This window comes from Sorangium sp. So ce362 (assembly GCF_051519845.1).
Lineage (GTDB): Bacteria > Myxococcota_A > Polyangia > Polyangiales > Polyangiaceae > Sorangium.
The window spans coordinates 9007290-9027686 of the sequence record NZ_CP150332.1; the positions used below are offsets into that span (position 1 = coordinate 9007290).

The following is a 20397-nucleotide window of genomic DNA, read 5'->3' on the forward strand; positions in this document are numbered from 1 at the left end:
GAACTGCATGGATCTGCATGATTCGTGCAAACCGGCGCGCGGCGCCGCGTAGGATGTGCTCGTGGACGAAGGCTTTCCCGGCAGCGATGCGCGGGGCTCCTGCACGCCCCTGCGGCTCGCGATCGTGGCGGGCAGCACGATCGCCTTCGCCCCCTTGCCGCCCCGCGGCTGCGTCGTCCTCGGCCGCGACGAGGGGTGCGACGTGCGCATCGACGATCGCTCGGTCTCGCGCCGGCACGCCGTCCTCCACGTCGGGCCCCCGCTCCGGATCGAGGATCTCGGGAGCGTCAACGGCACCTTCGTCGGCGAGCCGCAGCTCCCGGCGCTGACGGCGCGGACCCACCGCCTGCGGCGCCTCTCGCGCGACAGCGCCGAGATCGGCATCGGCGAGCGCTTCAACCTCGGCGCGACGACGATCGTGGTCGGCCGCGCGCCCGCGGAAGCCGCCACGGAGCCCGACTGCTGCCACGTGCCCGCCGGCATCGTCGTGCGAGCGCCGGCGATGCTGGGGCTGTACGAGCAGGCCGCCCGCGCCGCGCGGAGCCTCATCAGCGTGCTCGTTCTCGGCGAGACGGGGGTGGGCAAGGAGGTGCTCGCCCGGACCCTCCACGCGCGCTCGCCGCGGGCCAGCGGCCCCTACGTCGAGCTGAACTGCGCCGCGCTGCCGCCGTCGCTCCTCGAGAGCGAGCTCTTCGGCCACGAGAAGAGCGCCTTCACGGGCGCCACCCAGGCGCGCCCGGGCCTCCTCGAGTCGGCCCACGGCGGCACGCTCTTCCTGGACGAGATCGGCGAGCTGCCGCTCGCCTTCCAGGCGAAGCTGCTGCGCGTCCTCGAGGACCGGAAGGTGCTCCGCATCGGAGGCCGCGTGCCCCGCCGGATCGACCTCCGCTTCGTGGCGGCGACAAACCGCGATATCGAGGCGGAGATCGCCCGCGGCGCCTTCCGGCAGGACCTCTACTTCCGGCTGAACGGCATCTCGCTCGTCGTCCCGCCGCTGCGCGAGCGGGTCTCCGAGATCGGCCCGCTCGCCGAGAGGTTCCTCGAGGAGGCGTGCCGGCAGCTGGAGCAGCGCAGCGCGCCGCGCATCTCGCCGGAGGCGCTGGCCGTCCTCGAGGCGTATTTCTGGCCGGGGAACGTGCGCGAGCTGCGCAACGTGATCGAGCGCGCGGCGGTCCTGTGCGCGGGGGACTCGGTCGAGCCCGTCGATCTGCCGCCGCACCTGGCGTATGGCCCCGCGCCGCCGCTGAGCGGACCGCCGCCGAGCGGACCCGCGCCGCCGCCGTCGAGAGGCTCCATGCCGCCGCCGTCGTCGAGAGGCTCCACGCCGCCGCCGCCGTCGAGGCGCTCCACGCCGCCGCCGCCGTCGAGAGGCTCCACGCCGCCGCCGCCGTCGAGGCGCTCCACGCCGCCGCCGCCGTCGAGAGGCTCCACGCCGCCGCCTGGGCCCGCGCCGCCGTCGGCCGGCGACCTCACCCCGGCGCGTTGGGGGCCGGAGGGCGAGACCGCCGAGGGCTCCGGGCCTCCGGCAGAGGCCGCCGCGCCGCCGGGCGCCGACGCCATGGCGAGGCTCCGGCTCGAGATGAAGGCCGTCGACCGCCAGCGCGTCCTCGAGGCGCTCGAACAGTCCGCGGGCAACCAGACGCGCGCCGCGAAGCTCCTCGGCATTTCGCTGCGCACGCTGATCAACCGCATCGACGCGTACGGCATCCCGCGGCCGCGAAAGCGGCCGCCCTGAGCGCTCACGAGCGACCGAGCGCAGGCTGCGCTTCTGGTACGAGTTGAAGTACCCCCGCTCGCCCTCCAGCCTGCTCGATCGTCGCGTGCTGCCAGCCCCAGTCCGAAGGGGGCTTTCCCCATCCAGTGGGTGCCGGAATCACCTCTCCCATCGCTGGATTGATCTGCCGTTCTGCGGCGAGCGCATCATTGGCGAGCTGAAAAATCATTTGGGTGCGGCTCTTCTGGAACGAGGGCGTTTTGCTCATTTCACCCGGCGCAGTTTGGGTCGAGGCGGCGGCAGCGGTGAGGGGACATCGCCTCCTGCATAACGTGCACGGTGCGTTCGGTCATGCTCCTGCTGCAGGTGGAACGCCCAGTAGGCTTCGAAGTCGCCGCTCGAGCGCAGCGAGCGGAGGCGCAGCACCGCCTCTGCGCCTTGGAGCGACCAGCGAGCCCCGGTGCGGTCCATGCGATCCTTGACGAGATGGCGGCATGCGCCCTCGATCACCCCCGTGGCGATGGGCAGCCCCGCTGCGAGCGCGCGATCGTAGTGCAAGAGCGTCCGATGCTTCACGAGGTAGCCGATGCAGGTATCGAGCGTCACCGCTGTCCCCATGTCCACCACGCGGCTGCTGGCATGGCGCCGGATGGTGCTGGCAATGGCTCCGGCCGTGCGCCCCGCGAGCAGCTCGTGCAGCCGGCACGTCACCCACTGCTCGACCTCCTTGGTCCCGTCGGCGAAGAAGCAGTGCGCGGCCTTCCAGAGATATTCAAGCACGTGGATGATATCGAGGACTATTGTGATCTCGACGCATGCCTTCTTCGCGGCGCGCTTGACCAGGGTGATCTGGTCCTTGTTGCCGTCGACCAGCACCACCCACCGCCGAAGGCGTTCCGGATCGCGACGCAGGCCTTCAGCAAACGCCGCCGAGATCACCTCTCGCGATGACTTCTCCACGCTCGCCCAGACCCGTTTGTTCACCGGCCGCGGCCGTTGCGCGGCGACGTCATGCACAGGGCGCAAGTCGTTCACGATGTCGTCAGGCGTGCGGACCCAGGGGTCTATCGTGTAGAGGGTGGCGACCTCGGCCATTCGCTTCCGGTTGCGCTTCTCGCCCTTGGCGAGGCGCTTCGTGAGCTTGTGTTTCCCCGCTTCCGCAGCCTTCCGCGTCGCAGGTCGGAGGTCTTCGCGCCGCATCGCGATCCCCTTGCCGTCGAAGCTGAGTACCAGCAGCGCCTGAGTGTCCTCGACTTCGACGGCGCGGGTGGAGTAGAACGCATCGAAGTCCTGCGCGGCGCGCTCCGCGAGCTCCTCCACCTGGCGCTTCGGCACCGCGGCGCCGGTCGATTTTCTCAATCCCTCAACGACCTCATCGAACGAGCTGCGGGCGGCGCTCTCGGCGACGTAGCGACGGACGCTGTGCGAGTAGAGCTCGTCCGGGAGGCTCAGCGCCGCATCCATCGGATGAAGACCGGGGACGCCCGGCGCCTGATAGGCCGCGCGTGGCACATCGACCTCTCCGACGACCGACATGAGCGCTCTGCTGCTGAGACGTCGATGCTTGCGCTGAACGCCGTCCGCGCCCTTGACCTCCACGGGCCTTTCGCGCTCGGCCCGAAGCTCGAGGTGGGCCTGGAGGAGCCGCCGCTGGTACTCGCGCCCCTCGTCGACGACGAACCCCTCCAGCTCGGCATGCGTGCTCTCCATCGACTCGGATGACCGAAGATGCTTCTCCATGGCTTCTGCCTGCTCCCGGGCGCTCTCGAAAGGGTCCTGACCTGCTGCAACGGCGTACGCGGCGCTCACGACCAAGTCCTCCTGCCGGTCCAACCTGCCTGTCGGGACCGGCCTCTTGCAGAGGCCATGGATACGTCAGATTCGTGGAATTTCAACGCGTTGCATTTTCGCGCCCGGAATTATCACCTGTGGCGAAGTATACGATCGTCAATCCGTCGAATGTGGCCTCGCCCGCGCCCGGATTCTTTCACCTCTCGCGGCCGAACCTGGGCTGCGGCTTCGCGCTTGGGCCGGCGGATAAGTGCACGGCATCAACGTCGCAGGGGGGCCAAGTCCACCGGCTACGTCGACGGGCGTCTGCGTCGATGTGATAGGGGCGCGGTCCCAGGGACCGCGCCTTCGGCGCAACACCATGAAAGCGCACGGACTTTTGTCGTCGCCAAGGATCTACACCCAAATCATTTCATCGCTGTTGCCTGTGATTGGTGTGGTGCTCGTCAATTCGGTCCGACGTACTCGATGACGACACGTCGCAGCGACAGCGCCATCGCGGCCGCCCTCGCGCACAGCAGCGCATGGATATCTCGCGGACGTCAAGCGCCGCCCGGATACCTGCGTTCGGCGGAGATGCGATCTCTCTGGGGTGAGGGGCTTCGATCAGCTCATCGGCCTGCGCCCCTTGGCTCGTCAGCGCACTGGAGAGAGAGGAACGGCAAGAGCGCTCGACCGGGAGCCCCGAGGAGAGCAAGAATGCGCTGGCGGCGAGGGCGCCGTGCTGCCCAGGAAGCGGACGGCGCCGTCCAGGAATCCGGCGCGCCGTCTGCTGCATCCAGCCAACGCGCACGTCTTCACGGCGCCATCGGCGCGCGTCCCGGTCCCGTCGCTCGTCCAGGACACGCCCGTGCTCCCCAGGCAGGGAGGTGAAACCCCGCCACCTCGCCGGCCCACGGGCTCTTGCCCCGGGGGGCACCCCGGGGGGCGGAAGCGATCGTCGCCGTCCGGCTCTGCGAGGGGGACGCCCTCTTCGTCGAGGAGCAGAAAGGTGCCGCCGAAGAGCGACAGTTGCATGCACGCTTCGAGCGGGGAGACCTCGGGGGCCTCGCTTTCGTGCTCTTCGATCGGCCGGTCGTCCACGAGCTTCCTTCGCCGCAGCCACCGCATCATGCGCCTCTCGACGCGCCCAGCGACAGCCGCGATGTCGTCGCGCGAGGGTGCAGGGCCCTCGCGGAAGACCACCTCGGGGCCATCTTACCCCGCTCCCGCCGGGCCGACGCCCGGCGGCGCCACGGCACGCTCCAGCGCAGCGCGTCCTCGATCTGTGCGGCGCTTGCGTGCAGGCAGCGCCTTCAGCGCGGCATCCTGGAGGGGCGAGCCCCCGCGCTTGGAGGTCATGGCCTCCAGGCCACAGCCTCCACACCGGCGCCTGGAGCATTCTAGCAACAGTGCTGGCGTGCTCCCATTCCGGCGCTCGCTCGACGAGCGACCCCTCAAAATCGCCGGAGATCCGCGCCCACCGCACTGGCACGCAGCGTGCTCAGGAGGGAGGACAGCCCGTCGAACAATCAATCCTCGACCGGAGAGAACCCATCATGAAATCTACCGCATCCATCCTCGGCAGCCTCGTTGTCCCCTTCGCCCTCGTCGGTTGCCTCTCGGACTCCGAACCTCACGATGAGGGGCTCATGGACGTCGAGGAGGCCGCCGCCTTCCCCGAGGCGGCCCGCGCCCCGACGGAGGCGCAGCCGTCCGAAGGCATCGGCGCGCAGAACACCGCGCCGGCCGCGGACGCCCTCGCCCAGCAGACGCTGAGCCCCGTCGGGAAGTCTGGCGCAGAGATCGCGGTCAGCTCCGGCGGCGCGCAGTCCCTCGTCCTCCTCCAGCTCCCGATCGTCAACCTGCTTTATAACCCCGGCTTCGAGAACGCGCAGGCCGGCATCCCGTCGGGCTTCATCGATCATGGCAACGCCAACGCCTCATGGTTCGCCGGCTGGGGCACCGCGGCGGGCTCCTGGCCTGCCACGAGCAATGACCTGAACTACGGCGCCATCGCGACATGGCTCAAGACCGACGTCGTGCACACGCCCAACAGCCGCAGCCTCCTCGTGTCCGCGACGACGACCAACGGCGGCATCGCCCAGCAGTACTGGACAGCCGCCAGCCCGCCGCCGAACAACGCTTACCTGCGGTTCAGCGTCTGGGTCTATACCGTGACCGGTCAGGTGACGATCGGGCTCGGCAGCGGCGGGACGGGTTATACCACCAGGACCTCGACCCAGACCGGAAAGTGGGAGTACCTCCAGACCTGCGGCACGTCGTTGAACAACGAGGTATATATCTACACGATCGGCGGGCCGGCCGTGTACTACGTGGACGACGCGAACGTGTCGGCGACGCCTTCGCGCCTCCTCGACCAGTATTGCACGCCCGGCGCCGTCGTCTTCTGATCCACGCCTCCGCCGCTCGGCTCGCGATCCCGCGCAAGCCGGCGTCAAGAGGTCGTGGGGGTCTTGCTGGCGCTCGCGAGACCTCGCCGTGACGCGCGCGGCGGGAACGCCCAGGTCGCTCCGTCAGTCACCGTGGAAGCGGTTCTGGGCGACCAGTTCGTGTTCTTCTCGCTGCGGAAGCAGGTGATGCTGGCGTCCGGTCAGGTGTTGAAGTGAGGCCCATTGTCGGTCGAGTACAGGACGATGGTGTCCTCGGCGACCCCGAGCTCGTCGAGCTTCGAGAGGATCTTGCCGATGTACTCGTGTCCGTGCTCTCGTCGTCGATGGTCTCCATCCGCTCGCGCGTGAGCGGGCCGGCTCGTGGAAAGCCTGAGCTCCACGCCGCGCTGCTGCTGCATCGCTCAGTCGCTGCAGCACGGCGCCCCGCCGGGGGCGCCGCAGGTCGCCGGATCGTCGTTGGATGGGCAGCGGCTCGGTCGGGATGCCCAGATGGGTCAAGATCGCCACGAGGGCCTCGCGCTGCGCACGTTGACCGATATCGGCGATGATCCGCCGGCGCCCACCGCACGAACACGCGAGCACGTCCTTCAGATCGATCGGCCGGTCGTCCACGAGCTTCCTTCGCCGCAGCCACCGCATCATGCGCCTCTCGACGCGCCCAGCGACGGCCGCGATGTCGTCGCGCGAACGCGTACGGCACCCCGCGGCCGCGGAAGCGGCCGCCCTGAGCGCTCAGGAGCTGGACGAGAGGGCGGCGCCCCCCTGGCTCCGCGCACCGGCCGCCCCCTCCCGGATCCCGCGGAGCGCCGCCTCGACGTCCCGCTCGGCGCCGAGGGCGAGCCCCCGCTCCGCGAGCGCGCTCGCCGCGACCGAGTCGCTCCCGGCGAGCGCCTGCTCGGCCGCGTGCAGGTAGAACTCTACCGCGAGCCGCGACTCGCCGCCCCGCTCGAAGTGCTCGGCGAGCACCTTGGCGTCGTGCTCCCCCGCCTGCAGCAGCCACTCGGCCGCCAGCCTGTGGCCGAGCGCGCGATCGTGCTCCGGGAGCATCGCGTAGCAGCCGTCCCGGATGAGCGCGTGCCGGAACGCGTACTCCTCCTGGTCCGAGAAGCGGCTCTGCTCGCGCCGCTCGAGGAGCTCGCGCTGGAGCATCCAGGGCAGCCAGTCCACCGCCAGGGTCGAGCCGCGGGCGTCGCCCAGCAGGGCGAGCGCCCCCTGCTTCCAGAACGTCTCGCCGAACACGCTCGCCGCCCGCAGCAGCCGCCTCGCCTCCGGGGGGATGGCCTCGAGCCTCGCCTCGACCATGCCCAGGATCGTCTCCGGCAGCCTGTCCGCCCGCCCCTCCGCGACCGCCCGGATGAGCTCCTCCAGATAGAAGGCGTTGCCGCTCGCGCGCTCGACGAGGCGCGCGACCTCCGAGGGCGGGAACCCGTCGCCGAGCATCTGCCGCACGAGCTCCTCGGCGGCGCGGCGCGGCAGCGCGCCGAGCGTCATCTCGTGGATCTCGCTGCCCTCCCAGAGGACGGGGAAGGCCTTGCGCACCTCGACGCGCGCCAGGTAGAGCACCGCGAACGGCCGGTCGCGGAGCTCCCGCAGGACCCGCGCGATGAGCTTGAGCGACGCCGCGTCGCCCCACTGGATGTCCTCGAGCACGAGCAGGTACGGCCCCGCCGCGCACGCCGCCTCCATGAAATCGAGGTAGGCGAGCGGGATCTGGTCGGCCATCAGCGCCGGGCTCCGCCGCGCCTCCTGGAACCTCGGATCGGCCTCGCTCGGGAACGGCGTGCCGACGATCTCGCCGAGGAAGGCGGCGATCCGCGTCGTCTGGCCCGCCCCGAGCGCCGGGGCGCGCGCGACGAGCGAGAGGAGCCGCTCGCGCTGCGCCGGGGCGGGCTCGCCCCCGGTGATCCCGGCCGCGCCCCGGAGCGCCGAGCCGAGGAGCGAGAACGGCGACCCGGCGCTCAGCGAGTCGCCGCGGCCGACCGCGATGGTGAGCTCGGGGTGCCGCTCCCGCAGGACCTCGATGAGCTCGAAGCGCAGGCGGGATTTGCCGATCCCGGGCGGCCCGGTGATCACGATGGCGCGCGGCTCGGGCCCGCCGAAGCTGTCTTCCAGGAGCTCGCGCAGGTTCCGGAGCTCCCTGTCGCGGCCGACGTAGGGGCTCGGCTTTCCGATGAGCGTCCGCGCCGTCCGGCCGACCTCGCGCTCCTGCAGCAGGAAGAACGTGCCGGACCGCGCCGCCTCGATCTCGAAGCGCGCGTCGAGCAGCGCCCGGGTGACGTCGTCGATCCGCACGGGATCGGGCCTCTTTTCCGGGCGCGCCCACGCCTCGCGCTCGGCGAGGGCGAGCAGCGCGGCCGCGCGGTCCATGACCGGCCCGACCGGCAAGCTGCCTGTGTGCTCGGCGCGGCCGGTCGCGAGCACGACCGAGGCCTCCGGCAACACCTGGCCGAGCGTCAGCGCGCACCGCGCCGCGCGCGCGGCCTGCTCGACAGCGTCGCCCACGCCGGCGATCGACAGCACGATCGTCCCGTCGGCGAGCGCGTCCACCCGCGCCCCGAACGGCTGCGCGCTCGTGTGGAGCTTCCTCGTGAGGTCTCCCGGCATGGCGGCGACGACGAGGGTGCTGGCCGAGCCGTCGGAGGCGGCCGGGTGCAGCTCCTTCGCGGCCACCATCGAGAGCAGCCGGAGCTCGCCCGTGGTGATCGCCTCGTACAGCACAGACGGCGCGGCCAGGCCGCTGCTCGGATCGCGCTCGAGGGCCTCGAGCGCCTCGAGCACGGCCGAGCCGTCGCGCGGCCGCTGCTCCGGGTCCTTCGCGAGCATGCGGGCGACGAAGTCGTCGAGCTCCTGCGGCAGGTCGGGCCGGAGGTGCCGCACGCGCGGCGGGTCTTCCATGAGCAGCTTGGCGAGGAGGGCCATGACGTGCTGGCCCTGGAACGCCGGCCTGCCGGTGAGGCACTCGAAGACCACGGCGCCGAGCGAGAAGATGTCGGCCCGCGCGTCGAGGCGGTCGCGGTCGCCGGTGGCCTGCTCGGGGGCCATGTAGCCCGGGGTCCCCATCACCGAGCCGGTCCGCGTCAGCGCGCCGATTGTGCGCTTCATCCGGGCGATGCCGAAGTCGAGCACCTTGAGGCCGGCGACCTCGCCGCCGACGAGCAGGAGGTTGCCCGGCTTGACGTCGCGGTGGACGATGCCCCGCGCGTGCGCCGCCCCGAGCGCCTCGGCGGTCGCGCGGAGCAGGGCGAGGCTCTCCTCGAGGTCGAGCTTCTGGCGGGCGAGGCGCTGCGCGAGGCTCTCGCCGTCGAGCCACTCCATGGCGAGGTAGGGCACCCCGTCGGGGGTGATGCCGTGGGCCACGTGCCGGACGATCCTCGGGTGATCGAGCTCGGCGAGGATCCGGGCCTCGTGCTCGAAGCGGTGCGCGGCGCTGCGGTCGGGCTGACCGAGGAGCTTCAGCGCGACGGGCGCCCCGGTGGCCCGGTCGACGGCGCGGTAGATCGTCCCCATCCCGCCGGAGGCAGCGACGCGCTCGATCTCGAAGCGGCTGTCGATGACCTCTCCCGGACGCATGAGGCGGAGGATGCACCGGCGTCGAGCCGCCATCAACGGTCCGGCGGCGGGGGGCGCCTCGTGTGCGCCTCGCCCCCACGCGCCTCGGCGCGGTCGCGACCGAAGAGGCGATGTGATCGACGCACTGATCAGGCCGCGCCGACCGCTCATCCTGCTCGGTCGCCGGGGTCGTCGGCCGGCTGGGCGGCGCAGGGCCACGCGCCCGCGACGCGCGCGTCGCGCACCGCGTGGGCGTTCCGATTCATTCGTTGACGTCTGCGAGCCGGGTCGTCAAGGTGCGTTTCAAACAATCGTATGAACGATCGAGACCGCCCCGCCCACGCGGACGATCCACGCCAGAGGCTCATCGTCGCCGCGATCGAGCAGATCGAGCAGCACGGCGTCGGGCAGGCGACGGTGCGGAAGATCGCGGCCGCGGCCGGCGTGAACATCGCCGCGGTGAACTACTATTTCCGTTCGAAGGAGGCGCTGCTCGCGGCGGCGCTCGAGGGGTCGATTCGCCACATGCTCGAGGACGGCGAGGAGTTCCTCGCCCGGATGCCCGGCGATCCGATGGGGGCGCTCAGCGGGCTGCTCGACTACTACCTCGAGGGCTGCCTGCGCTACCCGAACCTGAGCAGGGCCCACCTGCACGACGCGTTTCAAGCCGACGACTACAGCGGTCCTTTCCCGACGCTCTTCGCGCCCGTGATCCTGCGCCTGCGCGATCTCGTCCGGGCGGCGGTGCCCGGGCTCGATGAGCGAGCGGCCGCGCATCGCGTGGTGGCCGCGCTCTCGGCGGTCTTCTTTCCGGCGTTCTTCGCGGGGCTCTACGAGGGGCTGAGCGCGCTCGGCACGCCGGCCGACCGCCTCGTCTACGCGCGAGAGCTGGCGCGGCAGACCCTGGCGCCCGCGGAGGGTGTCAGCAATCGAAGTAGCGGCGGAGCCCGGGGCGGATGACCTCCTCGAGGGTCTCGTCGAGCAACACCCGCGCTTCCAGGCCGCTGCACAGCCCGAGCTGCTCGCCTTGCGGCGGGGCAGCTCGCCGCTCCAGGGAAGCGGCGCCTGGGCGCTGGCCACTAGAGCGGCTGGTAGAGCTGGATCAGGTTCCCGCAGGTGTCCGAGAGCACAGCCACCATGACCGGGCCCATCGGGGTGGGCTCCTGGGTGAACGCGACCTGGCGCTCCTTCAGGCGCGCGAACTCGGCCCGGAGGTCCGTCACCTCGAACGCGGTGAGCGGGATGCCCTGCGCGAACATCGCCTGCTGGAACGTCTTCGCCGCCGGGTTGGCGTTCGGCTCCAGCACGAGCTCGACGTCGTCGGGCCCCTCCGGCGAGACCACGGTGATCCACCGGTACTCGCCGACGGGAAGGTCGTGCTTCTTCTTGAAGCCGAGCACCTCCGTGTAGAACTTCAGCGCTCGGTCCTGGTCCTCGACCATGATGCTGTTGAGCTTGATCTTCATCGTTCGCCTCGCTGAGCGGATGGGTCTGGGCCGACTCTGCCAGGACCGCCCGGCTCACGCTTCTCGAAAACTGCGAAAGGCGTCCGGCGGCAGCCGTCCCATCAGGCTGAGACACCCCGGGACGAGCTCCCACGGGAGGGTGCCCGGCACCTGGACCATCGCGCGCAGCCGCCGCCCGTAGGCCGAAGGCGGCACGCCGATCCGCTGCGCGAACAGAGCGCTGAAGCTGCCGAGGCTGGAGAATCCCACCTCCATGCACACGTCGGTCACCGAGTGCCGTCCGGCCGCGAGGAGCTGCTTGGCCAGCTCGAGGCGCTGCCGGATGCGATACTGGTGCGGTGTCACGCCGAACACCGCGTCGAACTGCCGGATGAAGTGATAGGGAGAGATCGCCACCTCCCGCGCCACGTCCTCGATCGACAGCTTCGCGTCGTGCACCTCGGAGAGCAGGTCGCGCGCCCGGCAGAGGCTCCTCAGTGCGTCGTGTCCCAGCAGCATCGCCCACGCCCACGATAGGCTGCAGCAGCGGCGGGCACAAGCGACCCTTCAGCCGCCCTCATCCGCCCTCATCCAGCCGCAACAGGCGGGCTCACCTGGCAGCGAAGCTCTCACCTGGATCGTGCCGCCATGAAGCGACGCGAGCGACCCCACGATGGAGAAGGCGCGGCCCGACCCGGGTCGGCCGGCGCCGCCTTAACCCGGGTCGGGTTGCGCCGGAAGGAACGCGCTCTCCTCGTAGTCGCTGCGGGGGTTCCACGCCGCGTAGCCGGCACAGCCGGCGTCGTCGATCGCCCGGATCTGCTCCCGGATGTGCCACGGGGTGTACTTGTAACGCCGCATCGGACGCGAGCTGTCCAGATCGAAGGCCTGCACCCAGCTGCGCAGCAGCGCGATCCGCCCCGGCAGATCGGCGACCCGGCGCCAGCCGGCGGAGAGCGACGCGCGGAGGGTCTCGTACGGGTGATGGGCAGGGTTCGCGAGCCCGAAGCTGCCGGGGCCCCAGTGCGATGGGTACGGCATCGGCATCACGTAATCGAAGAGCTCCACCGCGTCCTCGAGCCGCTGTCCGATGCCGTCCTGCGGCCCGAGGAGCGTGATCCCGAACAGGTCCGCCGAGATCGGGCGGGACGCCGCGTCGCCGACCTCCGCGCGAAGGAACTCGAAGAACGCCCGGATCGTCGGCGTCCTCTCGTGGATCGGAGTCCGCGAGCGCGGCTCGCGCGCCGCGCCGTAGCGCACGTAATCGTAGTTCACCTCGTCGAAGCCCGCGTCGAACGCCCGGAGCGAGATCTCCGCGATCTCTCGCCATCGCTCCTCCGAGCCCGGATCGTACCAGCCCCGTGGACCGCCCTTGAACGCGACGAGCCGGGCGATGAGGTAAATGCCGGCGTGGCGAAGGGCCTCCAGCTGGGCCCTCGTGGCCTCATCGCCCTCCAGGAGGAGCGCTCCTCCGTTCGACCGGATATCGATGACCAGGGAGTTCAGCTCCGTCCGCTGGACCAGGGAGGAGAGCCGCTCCATCCGGTCCGCGTTCCTCCCCGCCGCGAAGTTCACGTAAATCGCCTTGATGACCGTGGGCATGCCGTTCCCCCCGGGCGAACGTAGAGCACGCCGCCGGCCACCCCCAGGTGCACGACCCCGACGCCCGGGTCACGCCCGAGCTATCCCCGCATCGCCTGGATCGGGCTGATCCGCGCCGCGCGTAAGGCCGGGAAAAAGCCGCCGAGCACGCCCATCGCCACGGCGACAAGCACCGACGCGATCAGGATCCCCGGCGTCGGCTCGAACGTGAACACGATCTCGGAGAAGCTCGCGAAATTGATGGTCGAGAAGCGCACGAACCGCATCCCGAGCGCGGCGAGCACGCCGAGCGCCCCGCCCACCATCGCGAGGAGGATCGACTCGATAAGGAACGACGTGAGGATGCTCATCCGGGAGAAGCCGAGCGCCCGCAGCGTGCCTATCTCGCGCTGCCGGTTGGCGATCGACGCGTGCATCGTGATCATCGCGCCGATCATCGCGCCGATCGAGAAGAACACCGCGATGAGCACGCCGATCCCCTTGATGAACATGCTCGTCCCCTCGGACTGCTTCTCGTAATAGTCGCTCTCGCGCATCACCTCGAGCCCGAGGCTCCGGTTCTGCTCGATCGACGCCTCGAACGCGTCGAACTTGCTGTCCGAGGCGAGCCGCGCGCGCACCGACGACACGCCCCCTTCCCGGCCGAACGCCGAGCGCGTCGTGTGCAGATCGGCCCAGACCTCGGAGTCCGACGAGGAGCCGCCGTCGGAGAACACGCCGACCACCTTCACCGGCCGGTTCTTGCGGAGCTCGAACGACTCGCCCATCGACAGACCCCTGAAGCGGCCGTGGATCGCCTGCCCCACGATCACCTCGTCCGTGCCCGGCTGCGCCGGCCGGCCCTGGATGATCTTCACGTGCGAGCGGAACGCGAGCACGTCATCGGTCACGCCGCGCACCTGGACGTTCGAGACGCCCTCCGTGCCGAGCTTGTCGAGGAGGATGACCGCCACGACCTCCCCCACCCCGTCCGGCTTGCCGTCCTGCCGCTTCGCCACCTCGGCGCTCGCGAGGATCAAGCCGACTTGCTGCTCCTCGACGCTGCTCGCCATCTCGACGTCCGATCCCTTCCGGATCACGAGCGCGACGTCGCTCTGCGCGGTGCGCCCGAGGGTGCGCTCCACGCTGTTCGCGAGCATCAACACCGAGGCGAACACGAACACCACGAGGCCGAGCCCCGCCGCCGTCGCGACGGTCGTCGTCTTGCGCACCACCAGATTTCGAACGTTGTAGGCGACGGGGATCATGAGCGCTCTCTCCCGCTTTCAGGGGGTCGTGGACAGGCTGCGACGTCGGTTCGCTCAGGCCACGCGCCGGAGCGCGTCGGTGACCGAGAGCTTCGAGGCGTTGTACGCCGGGAGGAGCGACGCGATCAGCGACAGCCCCATCGAGAGCAGCACCGCCATCACCATCGTCGAGGGCTCGATCCGGAAGTAAGGGAACATGCCGCCCATGTTCTCCTCCAGCCACCGGCCCATCCCGAGCTCGATGATCGGATAGGCGATCGCGAGCCCGGCGAGCCCCGCGAGCAGCCCGACGGTCGCCGCCTCCCCGATGATGAAGATCCTCACGTGCTTCGGCTCGAACCCGAGCGCGCGCAGCACGCCGTACTCCCGCGACCGCTCCCGGACGCCCATCGCGATGGTGTTGCCGAGGATCATCATCATGATGAGAAGGATGATGATGGACACGGCGTTGAGCGCCGTCAGCACGGCCGACATCATCGCCATGAACGACAGGTTCATCGCCCGCTCGCTCATCGTCGCCGTCTGGATGTCCTTCTCGTCGAAGATCTTGTCGATGGCCGCGCTGATCTCCGCGCTCCGCGAGGGATCGTCGATCCGGGCGGCCATCCAGCCGATCTGGTCGCGGTCCCGCTCGGGGATCGACTCGTTCAGGTAGTCGTAATGGAAGATGAACTGCGACCTGTCGATCGACTTGCGCGACGCCGTGTAGATCCCCGAGACGTTGAACTGCCACGGACCGGGGTAGATCGACCCCTCCAGCGTCACCGTGTCGCCCACCTTCGCGCCGAGCCGCGTCGCGAGGACGTCGCCCACGATGGCGCCCTTGCGATCTCCCTGCCACCGCTCCATGTCCCCGGGCGGGACGACCATCTCGTCGTAGACCTTGAAGAAGGTCGCCGATTCGACCGCCATCGAGGCGAAGAAGTTGTTGGCGTCGCGCGGGTCCTTGCCGCCGAACCAGCTCGTGAACGTCCCCTCCGTCACGCCGGGGACCTCGCGGAGCGTGGCCATGTACCGCTTCGGCAAGGGCAGGATGAACGAGATCTTGTGCCTCGTCGCGATCCGGTCCTTCGCGGCGTAGTCGGCGGCGACGTTCCACGCCGACAGCACCGTCCGGAGGAGCACGAACGCGAGCACCGCCACCGCCGCGCCGATCACGGTCAGCAGCGTCCTGAACTTGTTCCGGAGGACGTTCCTGGCGGCGACGGAGACGAGGTTCATGACAGGTTCCCCTTGTCGAGCCGGCGCGTCACCGTCGCGCGCTCGGCCGCCTGAGGATCGTGCGTGACCATCAGGATGGTCTTCCTGAACTCCTTGTTGAGCTTCTCCAGGAGCATCAGGATCTCATCGGCGCTCTTGCGATCGAGATCGCCGGTCGGCTCGTCCGCCACGATGATCGTCGGGTCGTTCACGATCGCCCGCGCGATCGCCACCCGCTGCTCCTGGCCGCCGGAGAGCTGCCGCGGATAATGGCCCATCCGCTCCTCGAGCCCGACCACGCGCAGCGCCGTCTGCGCGCGCTTCCGCCGCTCCGAGGCCGAGAGGCTCGTGAGCAGGAGCGGCAGCTCGACGTTCTCGGCGGCGGTGAGGACGGGCATCAGGTTGTAGGCCTGGAAGATGAAGCCCATGGTCTTCGATCGGAAGCGCGCCAGCTCGCCGTCGCTCATCCGCGTGAGCTCCTGCCCCGCCACGCGCGCGGTGCCGCGCGTGGGGCGATCGAGCCCGGCGATGAGGTTCAGGAGCGTCGACTTGCCCGAGCCCGAGGGCCCCATCAGCGCCTCGTACGACCCCTCCGGGATATCGAGCGTGATGTCGTCGAGCACCACGATCGGCTCCTTGTCGCGGAAATAGGTCTTGCCGACCCCCTGCAGCTCGACAATGGCCTTCGGCTTTCCATCGCGATACCCGTCGGTCATTCGCTCCCCTTTCCCTTCTCCTTGATCTTCTGGCCGTCCTCGAGGTCGGCCGGCGGCTTGACCACGAGGCGCGTCCCCGGGGCCGGGCCGTCGAGCAGCTCCAGCCCGCCCGGCGCCGGCCCGCCCACCTTGATCGGCACCATCTTCGCCTGGCCCTGGTCGACGACGAACACCACCTTGGCGCCGGCCCGCTCGATCACCGCGGCCTCCGGGACGACCCGCTTCGGCGGCTCCTTCATCGCTTCTTCGGACAGCGCCTCGGCGAGGAAGCTCACCCGCGCGCTCATCTCCGGCAGCGCCTCCTTCGCCTCCCCGACGAACTTCACCTTGACCGGGATGGTCGCCTTGGCGCGGTTCACCCGCTTGCCGATCTCGACCGTCGTGCACCGGTGGCGCTTCGAGGGATAGGCGTCGAGGACGACCTCGCACGGCTTGCCGGGCTCGATGAGGTAAAGGCGCGTCTCCGGGACATCGGTCTCGACGACGAGCGACGTGAAATCGGCGATCTCGACGAGGTGCGGCAGCTCGAGGCCGACGACCTCCCCGATCTCCGGCGGCTTCGACATGATCGTGCCGTTGATCGGCGCGACGATCTTCCTGTCGGCCAGCGTGATCCGGAGGCTCTCGACGTCGGCCGCGGCGGCCTTGACCTCGGCCTCGGCCGCCGCGGCCGACTGCGTGAGGGAGTGCGCGCGCGCGGTCAGGTCCTCCATCGAGGCGCGGCCGGTCACCTGGCGCTCGACCAGCGCCCGCTCCCGCGCGACCTGCTGCTCCACCTCGACGATGCTCGCCCGGGAGGCGACGGCGCGCGCCCGCGCGGCGGCGACCTTGGCCTGGGCCGCGGCGACGAGGCTCTTCTGGTCGGCGTCGTCGAGGTCCACGAGCGGGTCGCCCGCCTTCACCACGTCGCCTTCCTTCACGAACACCCGGGCGATGCGGCCCGGGAGCTTGGCCCCGACCCGGGACACGACCTGCGGGACCACATACCCGGTCGACGTCACCGAGATCGACGCCTGCGCGGGCGAGACCAGCGCGATCTCGGTGGTGGCGACCTCGGTCTTGAAGATCGCGCTCTGCGCCCTCGGCGCGACGAGCACGGCGGCGCCGGCGACCGCCACGAGCGCGAGCACGGCGATGAGGGCGGTGCGGAGCGGGCTCCGCCGATCGGGATCGACGTCCCGCTGGATCCGGAGCGAGGCGAGATCCGAGCTGAGCTGGTCGGACACGGCGCCTCCTTAACACGCTTCGGGCGGGGCGTTCATATTCTAGCGTGAATTCCTGACGCGCGGCGCCAGCCGCCCCTGAAACGCGCCGGTACGGCCGCGCCGCGCCTCGGGCGGCGCTTGCCGCACGCCCAGCGCCGGCACCGTGGCAATCTGCCCGTCCAGACTACAATGCACCTCGCGGGCGGCGTGCCCGCGCCTCAGAAGAGCGTCAGGAGGTGTTCGTGGCCACGGAAGCCGATGATCCGGGCCCGCTCCAGCGGATGATCCGGGTCGATCAGCTCCCGGCCAGGACCGTTTCCGATGCCAGGGGCAAGCTCAGCTACCCGGCCAGGACCGTTTCCGATGCCAGGGGCAAGCTCAGCTACCCGGCCAGGACCGTTTCCGATGCCAGGGGCAAGCTCAGCTATCCGGCCAGGACCGTTTCCGGTGCCAGGGGCAAGCTCAGCTACCCGGCCAGGACCGCTTCCGATGCCAGGGGCAAGCACAGCTACCCGGCCAGGACCGTTTCCGGTGCCAGGGGCAAGCTCAGCTACCCGGCCAGGACCGTTTCCGGTGCCAGGGGCAAGCTCAGCTACCCGGCCAGGACCGTTTCCGGTGCCAGGGGCAAGCTCAGCTACCCGGCCAGGACCGTTTCCGATGCCAGGGGCAAGCTCAGCTACCCGGCCAGGACCGCTTCCGGTGCCGGAGGGATGCTCAGCGAGTCACTGGCGACCCCACGTGGCGACCCGGAGCGTCTTCGTCCCGTGCACCGGGCGGTGCGTTTCACAAACGGACCCGGAAAGCTCCCCGCAATTCTAGGTATGAGCACACCTTTTTCGCGCTCCGATGACACCTCCCGCGCTCCTACCTGGAATTCGGTTCACGCTGCCGCAGTGGAGGTCCTCCCCCGCGCGCTCCGGCTCCTCGGGGTCGCCGAGCCCTGTGTCGACGACCTGGTCCTGGCGGTCCTGCTCGCGGCATACGAGCGCCGGGCTTCGCCGGCTAGTCTGCCGGTACCGCCGGCACTCCAGCCGCCCTCACCGCCCACCTCGAACCTGAGACGGACGCTGGCCCGGAGGGGCGGCGCCCTCGGGTCGGCTGCCGCGGGCAGAGGAGCGCCGTCGCGATGAGCGGCCCCAGGGCCAGATACGGGCTCGGCACGCGCCGGGCCCGCTCCGTCCTCGGACGCCTTCGGGGCGCGAGGCGCCTGACACGCGCAGCCATCGCCGCGGCCATGGACCTGCTCTGGATCACCCTATGCCTGCTCTGGATCGCGGAGGCGCACGCCGCGCCGGCTCCGCCTCAGGCCGTGATGCGGCTCGAGATCATGCGAGGCCCCGGCGCCAAAGGCTGCCCCGACGAGACGTTCCTGCGCACGGAGGTGACGCGCAGGCTCGGCTACGACCCGTTCCGGGACGACGCGCCATGGGCGCTCACGGTCGGCCTCGCGTGGGATGGTGCGGAGCTCGCGGCCTCGCTGGCGCTGCGCGACCCCAAGGGCGAGACCCAGTGGGCCGACGGGTTCGGCACCCGGAATGGCTGCGAGCAGCTGCTCTCCGGCGTGGCCCTCGCGATCGCGGCGCGGCTCCTCGGCACGCCGGAGCGGGCTCCCCCGCCGCCCGCGCCGGCGCCGCCGCCTACGCAGGCGCGGCGCGACGCACCGGCGCCACCCCGCCGGGCCGAGCTGCCACCGGCGCGACCGCGGCCGGAGGCAGCGCCGGCTCCGGCAAAGCCGCTCCGGCTCGAAGCGGGGCTCGGGGTGACGCTGGGCCTGGGAATCACGCCGGGCGCCGCAGCCGGGATGATGCTGTCCCTGGGCGTTCGCCGGTCTGACTGGTCGATCGCGGTGGAGGGGCGTGGGCTCGTCGCTCTGGCGCAGGAGGTGGAAGCGGTGCCCCTCGGCACGAGGGCCTTCACGGCGGCTGCGCTGGCCTGTCATCGCGGCCACTACCTGTTCGCCTGCGGGGTTGTCACAGGCGGCGTCGTCCGGTTCGTCCCTCAGGGTCCGTGGGACGTCGTTCCCCCCGCCCAGCCGCTGCTCGGTGCTGGCACACGGCTCGGAAGCAGGTGGCCCTTCTCGGACAGGTGGTCCGCGTACGGGTACGCCGAAGCTGTCTGGTTCGTCGCGGACGCCGTGCTCCGACGCCGGCACGACCCCAGCGAGACCCCCGCGGCCCTCACCTGGTCGTCACCCCCGGCCGGCGCCGCGTTCGGATTCGGTGTCACGGCAACGTACTGAACGAGCTCGCATGACCATGGAGCCTTTTGACGTTGATCATGATATTTTTCGAAACGAATCTGCAATGACCTACGTAACCAGCCGTCTTGCCATGGATATCCGTTGTCAGCGTGGAGCACTGTCGGGTAGCTTGTCCGGCATGCGCGTCTTCTCCTGGCTGCTTGTGGGACTGTTCTCGTTAACGGCCTGCTCCGGCGACTCGATCATCACCGGTCCCTGTCAGCCTCAGGAATACGGCCACCCAGGTTGCCCATGGCCCGAGGAAGGTGGCGGCGGGGCCGGCGGTGAAGGCGGTGCTGGCGGCAGCGGCGGAGCCGGGGACGGCGGCGATGAAAGCGCCTGCGCCGGCGACTGCATCCCGCCGGCACCACTCGGCTGGTTCGGCCCGGCGCTGCTCTGGTACGGCCCGCCAGACCAGGCGCCGGACTGCCCCGCCACCGCGCCGAATCTCGGCTACGAGGGCTTCGCCGATCTGGCGCCGGAGCCGCTCGCCTGCGCGGCCTGCCTGTGCGATCCACCGGAGGCTGCCTCGTGCCAGCTCCCTCTCGGCTGGTCAGCGCACGCCTCGGCATGGTGCGACGAGGCCGCCGGCAGCGTCGCGAATGCCTTCGCGGCGCCCGACGGCTGGGACGGCTCCTGCACCGCCGCGGACGCGATCCCCGCAGACCAGGACTGCGGCGGGCAGCCGTGCGTGCAGTCGCTCTCGATCGACGCGCCGGCCGTGCTGGTGACCGCCGCGTGCACGCCGAGGATGGACGAGCCGCCCCCGCCGGCTCGACTCGATCCCTGGCAGACCCGGGCGCTCGCCTGCTTGCCCGGCGCCTACACAGAGTGCCCGGGCGACCGGAGCACCTGCATGCCATCGCCGGAGCAGCCCGGAGCTCCGCCGCCCGGCGGCTTCCTGACGTGCATCTTCCACGAAGGTGACGTGACGTGCGCGGACCCTTATCTGGACAGACACGTCTTCTACGGCAGCGCCGACGACACGCGCGGCTGCTCCCCGTGCGCCTGCGGGGAGCCGCAAGGCGCGTCGTGCATGATCATGGCCTCGGTCTACAGCGACGGCGCGTGCGCCGAGCAGGTCGCATCGACGCTCATCAGCTCGATGGCGCCGTTCTGCGGGGTCACGCCGCCCGGCGTCGCCCTCGGCAGCAAATTGGCGGAGGTCGTCGCCGTGGATCCCGGCGGCTGCGTCCCGAGCGGCGGCAAGACGGTCGGCGAACTGCTGCCGGTCGCGCCATCGACGTTCTGCTGCCAGGCATAGCCCTCACACTGGAGTCCGATAGCGGCGGTCAC

The 20397-nt window shown here is 70.5% G+C and carries 18 protein-coding genes; 7 read left to right on the top strand and 11 right to left on the bottom strand.

What is annotated here, in order from left to right; genetic code table 11:
* Window positions 1-61 precede the first annotated feature (61 nt).
* Window positions 62-1735 carry a sigma 54-interacting transcriptional regulator gene (locus tag WMF17_RS34580; RefSeq protein WP_437645247.1) on the top strand — a complete coding sequence of 558 codons (1674 nt, stop codon included), beginning with the start codon at window positions 62-64 and terminating at the stop codon, window positions 1733-1735.
* A 4-nt stretch (window positions 1736-1739) separates the two neighbouring features.
* Here WMF17_RS34580 and WMF17_RS34585 read toward each other — a convergent pair whose 3' ends face one another.
* Entirely contained in the window at window positions 1740-1982 is a 243-nt protein-coding gene (locus WMF17_RS34585) for a hypothetical protein (RefSeq protein WP_437645249.1), read from the bottom strand.
* The gene (locus WMF17_RS34590) at window positions 1979-3523 is read right to left on the bottom strand and encodes an ISKra4 family transposase (protein ID WP_437643636.1); all 1545 of its coding nucleotides are present in this window, start codon (window positions 3521-3523) and stop codon (window positions 1979-1981) included. The genes WMF17_RS34585 and WMF17_RS34590 overlap by 4 nt, the downstream gene beginning before the upstream one ends.
* Window positions 3524-5043: 1520 nt before the next feature.
* Here WMF17_RS34590 and WMF17_RS34595 point away from each other — a divergent pair.
* Both WMF17_RS34595 and WMF17_RS34600 read left to right on the top strand, forming a co-directional pair.
* On the top strand, window positions 5044-5898 hold the full coding sequence (locus WMF17_RS34595) for a hypothetical protein (RefSeq protein ID WP_437645250.1): 855 nt from the start codon (window positions 5044-5046) through the stop codon (window positions 5896-5898).
* Window positions 5899-5961: 63 nt separating this feature from the next.
* Window positions 5962-6114 (top strand): hypothetical protein, encoded by a 153-nt coding sequence (locus WMF17_RS34600; protein ID WP_437645252.1) that lies wholly within the window; start codon window positions 5962-5964, stop codon window positions 6112-6114.
* On the opposite strand, the gene WMF17_RS34605 is transcribed toward WMF17_RS34600, so the two are convergent.
* Window positions 6099-6296, bottom strand: a complete 198-nt coding sequence (locus tag WMF17_RS34605; RefSeq protein WP_437651490.1) for a hypothetical protein — start codon at window positions 6294-6296, stop codon at window positions 6099-6101. The genes WMF17_RS34600 and WMF17_RS34605 overlap by 16 nt on opposite strands.
* A 334-nt stretch (window positions 6297-6630) precedes the next feature.
* A complete protein-coding gene (locus tag WMF17_RS34610; RefSeq protein ID WP_437597564.1) occupies window positions 6631-9468 on the bottom strand; it encodes a serine/threonine-protein kinase in 2838 nt (945 codons plus the stop codon).
* 294 nt (window positions 9469-9762) lie between these two features.
* Between WMF17_RS34610 and WMF17_RS34615 the strand changes: the two genes are divergently transcribed.
* Complete coding sequence (locus tag WMF17_RS34615) at window positions 9763-10407, top strand: TetR/AcrR family transcriptional regulator (protein ID WP_437645254.1); 645 nt, start codon at window positions 9763-9765, stop codon at window positions 10405-10407.
* Window positions 10408-10526: 119 nt separating this feature from the next.
* Here WMF17_RS34615 and WMF17_RS34620 read toward each other — a convergent pair whose 3' ends face one another.
* The 7 genes from WMF17_RS34620 to WMF17_RS34650 form a co-directional block, all read right to left on the bottom strand.
* Entirely contained in the window at window positions 10527-10913 is a 387-nt protein-coding gene (locus tag WMF17_RS34620; protein WP_437645255.1) for a VOC family protein, read from the bottom strand.
* Between the two features lie 54 nt (window positions 10914-10967).
* Window positions 10968-11411 (bottom strand): helix-turn-helix transcriptional regulator, encoded by a 444-nt coding sequence (locus WMF17_RS34625; RefSeq protein ID WP_437645257.1) that lies wholly within the window; start codon window positions 11409-11411, stop codon window positions 10968-10970.
* A 195-nt stretch (window positions 11412-11606) separates the two neighbouring features.
* Window positions 11607-12494, bottom strand: a complete 888-nt coding sequence (locus tag WMF17_RS34630) for a putative glycoside hydrolase (RefSeq protein ID WP_437645259.1) — start codon at window positions 12492-12494, stop codon at window positions 11607-11609.
* A gap of 80 nt (window positions 12495-12574) precedes the next feature.
* Window positions 12575-13741: an ABC transporter permease gene (locus WMF17_RS34635; protein ID WP_437645260.1), complete on the bottom strand. Its 1167-nt coding sequence runs from the start codon at window positions 13739-13741 to the stop codon at window positions 12575-12577.
* A gap of 54 nt (window positions 13742-13795) precedes the next feature.
* Window positions 13796-14962, bottom strand: coding sequence for an ABC transporter permease (locus WMF17_RS34640; RefSeq protein ID WP_437597586.1), 1167 nt, complete (start codon window positions 14960-14962; stop codon window positions 13796-13798).
* The gene (locus WMF17_RS34645) at window positions 14959-15657 is read right to left on the bottom strand and encodes an ABC transporter ATP-binding protein (RefSeq protein ID WP_437597587.1); all 699 of its coding nucleotides are present in this window, start codon (window positions 15655-15657) and stop codon (window positions 14959-14961) included. Before WMF17_RS34645 ends, WMF17_RS34640 begins: the two co-directional genes overlap by 4 nt.
* Window positions 15654-16883 carry an efflux RND transporter periplasmic adaptor subunit gene (locus tag WMF17_RS34650; RefSeq protein ID WP_437645262.1) on the bottom strand — a complete coding sequence of 410 codons (1230 nt, stop codon included), beginning with the start codon at window positions 16881-16883 and terminating at the stop codon, window positions 15654-15656. Before WMF17_RS34650 ends, WMF17_RS34645 begins: the two co-directional genes overlap by 4 nt.
* A 221-nt stretch (window positions 16884-17104) precedes the next feature.
* Here WMF17_RS34650 and WMF17_RS34655 point away from each other — a divergent pair, with 221 nt between their 5' ends.
* The 3 genes from WMF17_RS34655 (at window position 17105) to WMF17_RS34665 (ending at window position 20365) form a co-directional block, all read left to right on the top strand.
* Window positions 17105-17992, top strand: a complete 888-nt coding sequence (locus WMF17_RS34655) for a hypothetical protein (RefSeq protein WP_437645264.1) — start codon at window positions 17105-17107, stop codon at window positions 17990-17992.
* A 104-nt stretch (window positions 17993-18096) separates the two neighbouring features.
* Entirely contained in the window at window positions 18097-19101 is a 1005-nt protein-coding gene (locus WMF17_RS34660) for a hypothetical protein (RefSeq protein ID WP_437645266.1), read from the top strand.
* 139 nt (window positions 19102-19240) lie between these two features.
* A complete protein-coding gene (locus WMF17_RS34665) occupies window positions 19241-20365 on the top strand; it encodes a hypothetical protein (protein ID WP_437645268.1) in 1125 nt (374 codons plus the stop codon).
* Window positions 20366-20397 lie beyond the last annotated feature (32 nt).

Bases quoted from the DNA above. Each gene is read 5' to 3' on its own strand.
- WMF17_RS34585 (WP_437645249.1), bottom strand. From the start codon at position 1,982: ATGAGCAAAACGCCCTCGTTCCAGAAGAGCCGCACCCAAATGATTTTT.
- WMF17_RS34595 (WP_437645250.1), top strand. From the start codon at position 5,044: ATGAAATCTACCGCATCCATCCTCGGCAGCCTCGTTGTCCCCTTCGCC.
- WMF17_RS34605 (WP_437651490.1), bottom strand. From the start codon at position 6,296: ATGCAGCAGCAGCGCGGCGTGGAGCTCAGGCTTTCCACGAGCCGGCCC.
- WMF17_RS34610 (WP_437597564.1), bottom strand. From the start codon at position 9,468: ATGCGTCCGGGAGAGGTCATCGACAGCCGCTTCGAGATCGAGCGCGTC.
- WMF17_RS34615 (WP_437645254.1), top strand. From the start codon at position 9,763: ATGAACGATCGAGACCGCCCCGCCCACGCGGACGATCCACGCCAGAGG.
- WMF17_RS34620 (WP_437645255.1), bottom strand. From the start codon at position 10,913: ATGAAGATCAAGCTCAACAGCATCATGGTCGAGGACCAGGACCGAGCG.
- WMF17_RS34625 (WP_437645257.1), bottom strand. From the start codon at position 11,411: ATGCTGCTGGGACACGACGCACTGAGGAGCCTCTGCCGGGCGCGCGAC.
- WMF17_RS34630 (WP_437645259.1), bottom strand. From the start codon at position 12,494: ATGCCCACGGTCATCAAGGCGATTTACGTGAACTTCGCGGCGGGGAGG.
- WMF17_RS34635 (WP_437645260.1), bottom strand. From the start codon at position 13,741: ATGATCCCCGTCGCCTACAACGTTCGAAATCTGGTGGTGCGCAAGACG.
- WMF17_RS34640 (WP_437597586.1), bottom strand. From the start codon at position 14,962: ATGAACCTCGTCTCCGTCGCCGCCAGGAACGTCCTCCGGAACAAGTTC.
- WMF17_RS34645 (WP_437597587.1), bottom strand. From the start codon at position 15,657: ATGACCGACGGGTATCGCGATGGAAAGCCGAAGGCCATTGTCGAGCTG.
- WMF17_RS34660 (WP_437645266.1), top strand. From the start codon at position 18,097: ATGGACCTGCTCTGGATCACCCTATGCCTGCTCTGGATCGCGGAGGCG.
- WMF17_RS34665 (WP_437645268.1), top strand. From the start codon at position 19,241: ATGCGCGTCTTCTCCTGGCTGCTTGTGGGACTGTTCTCGTTAACGGCC.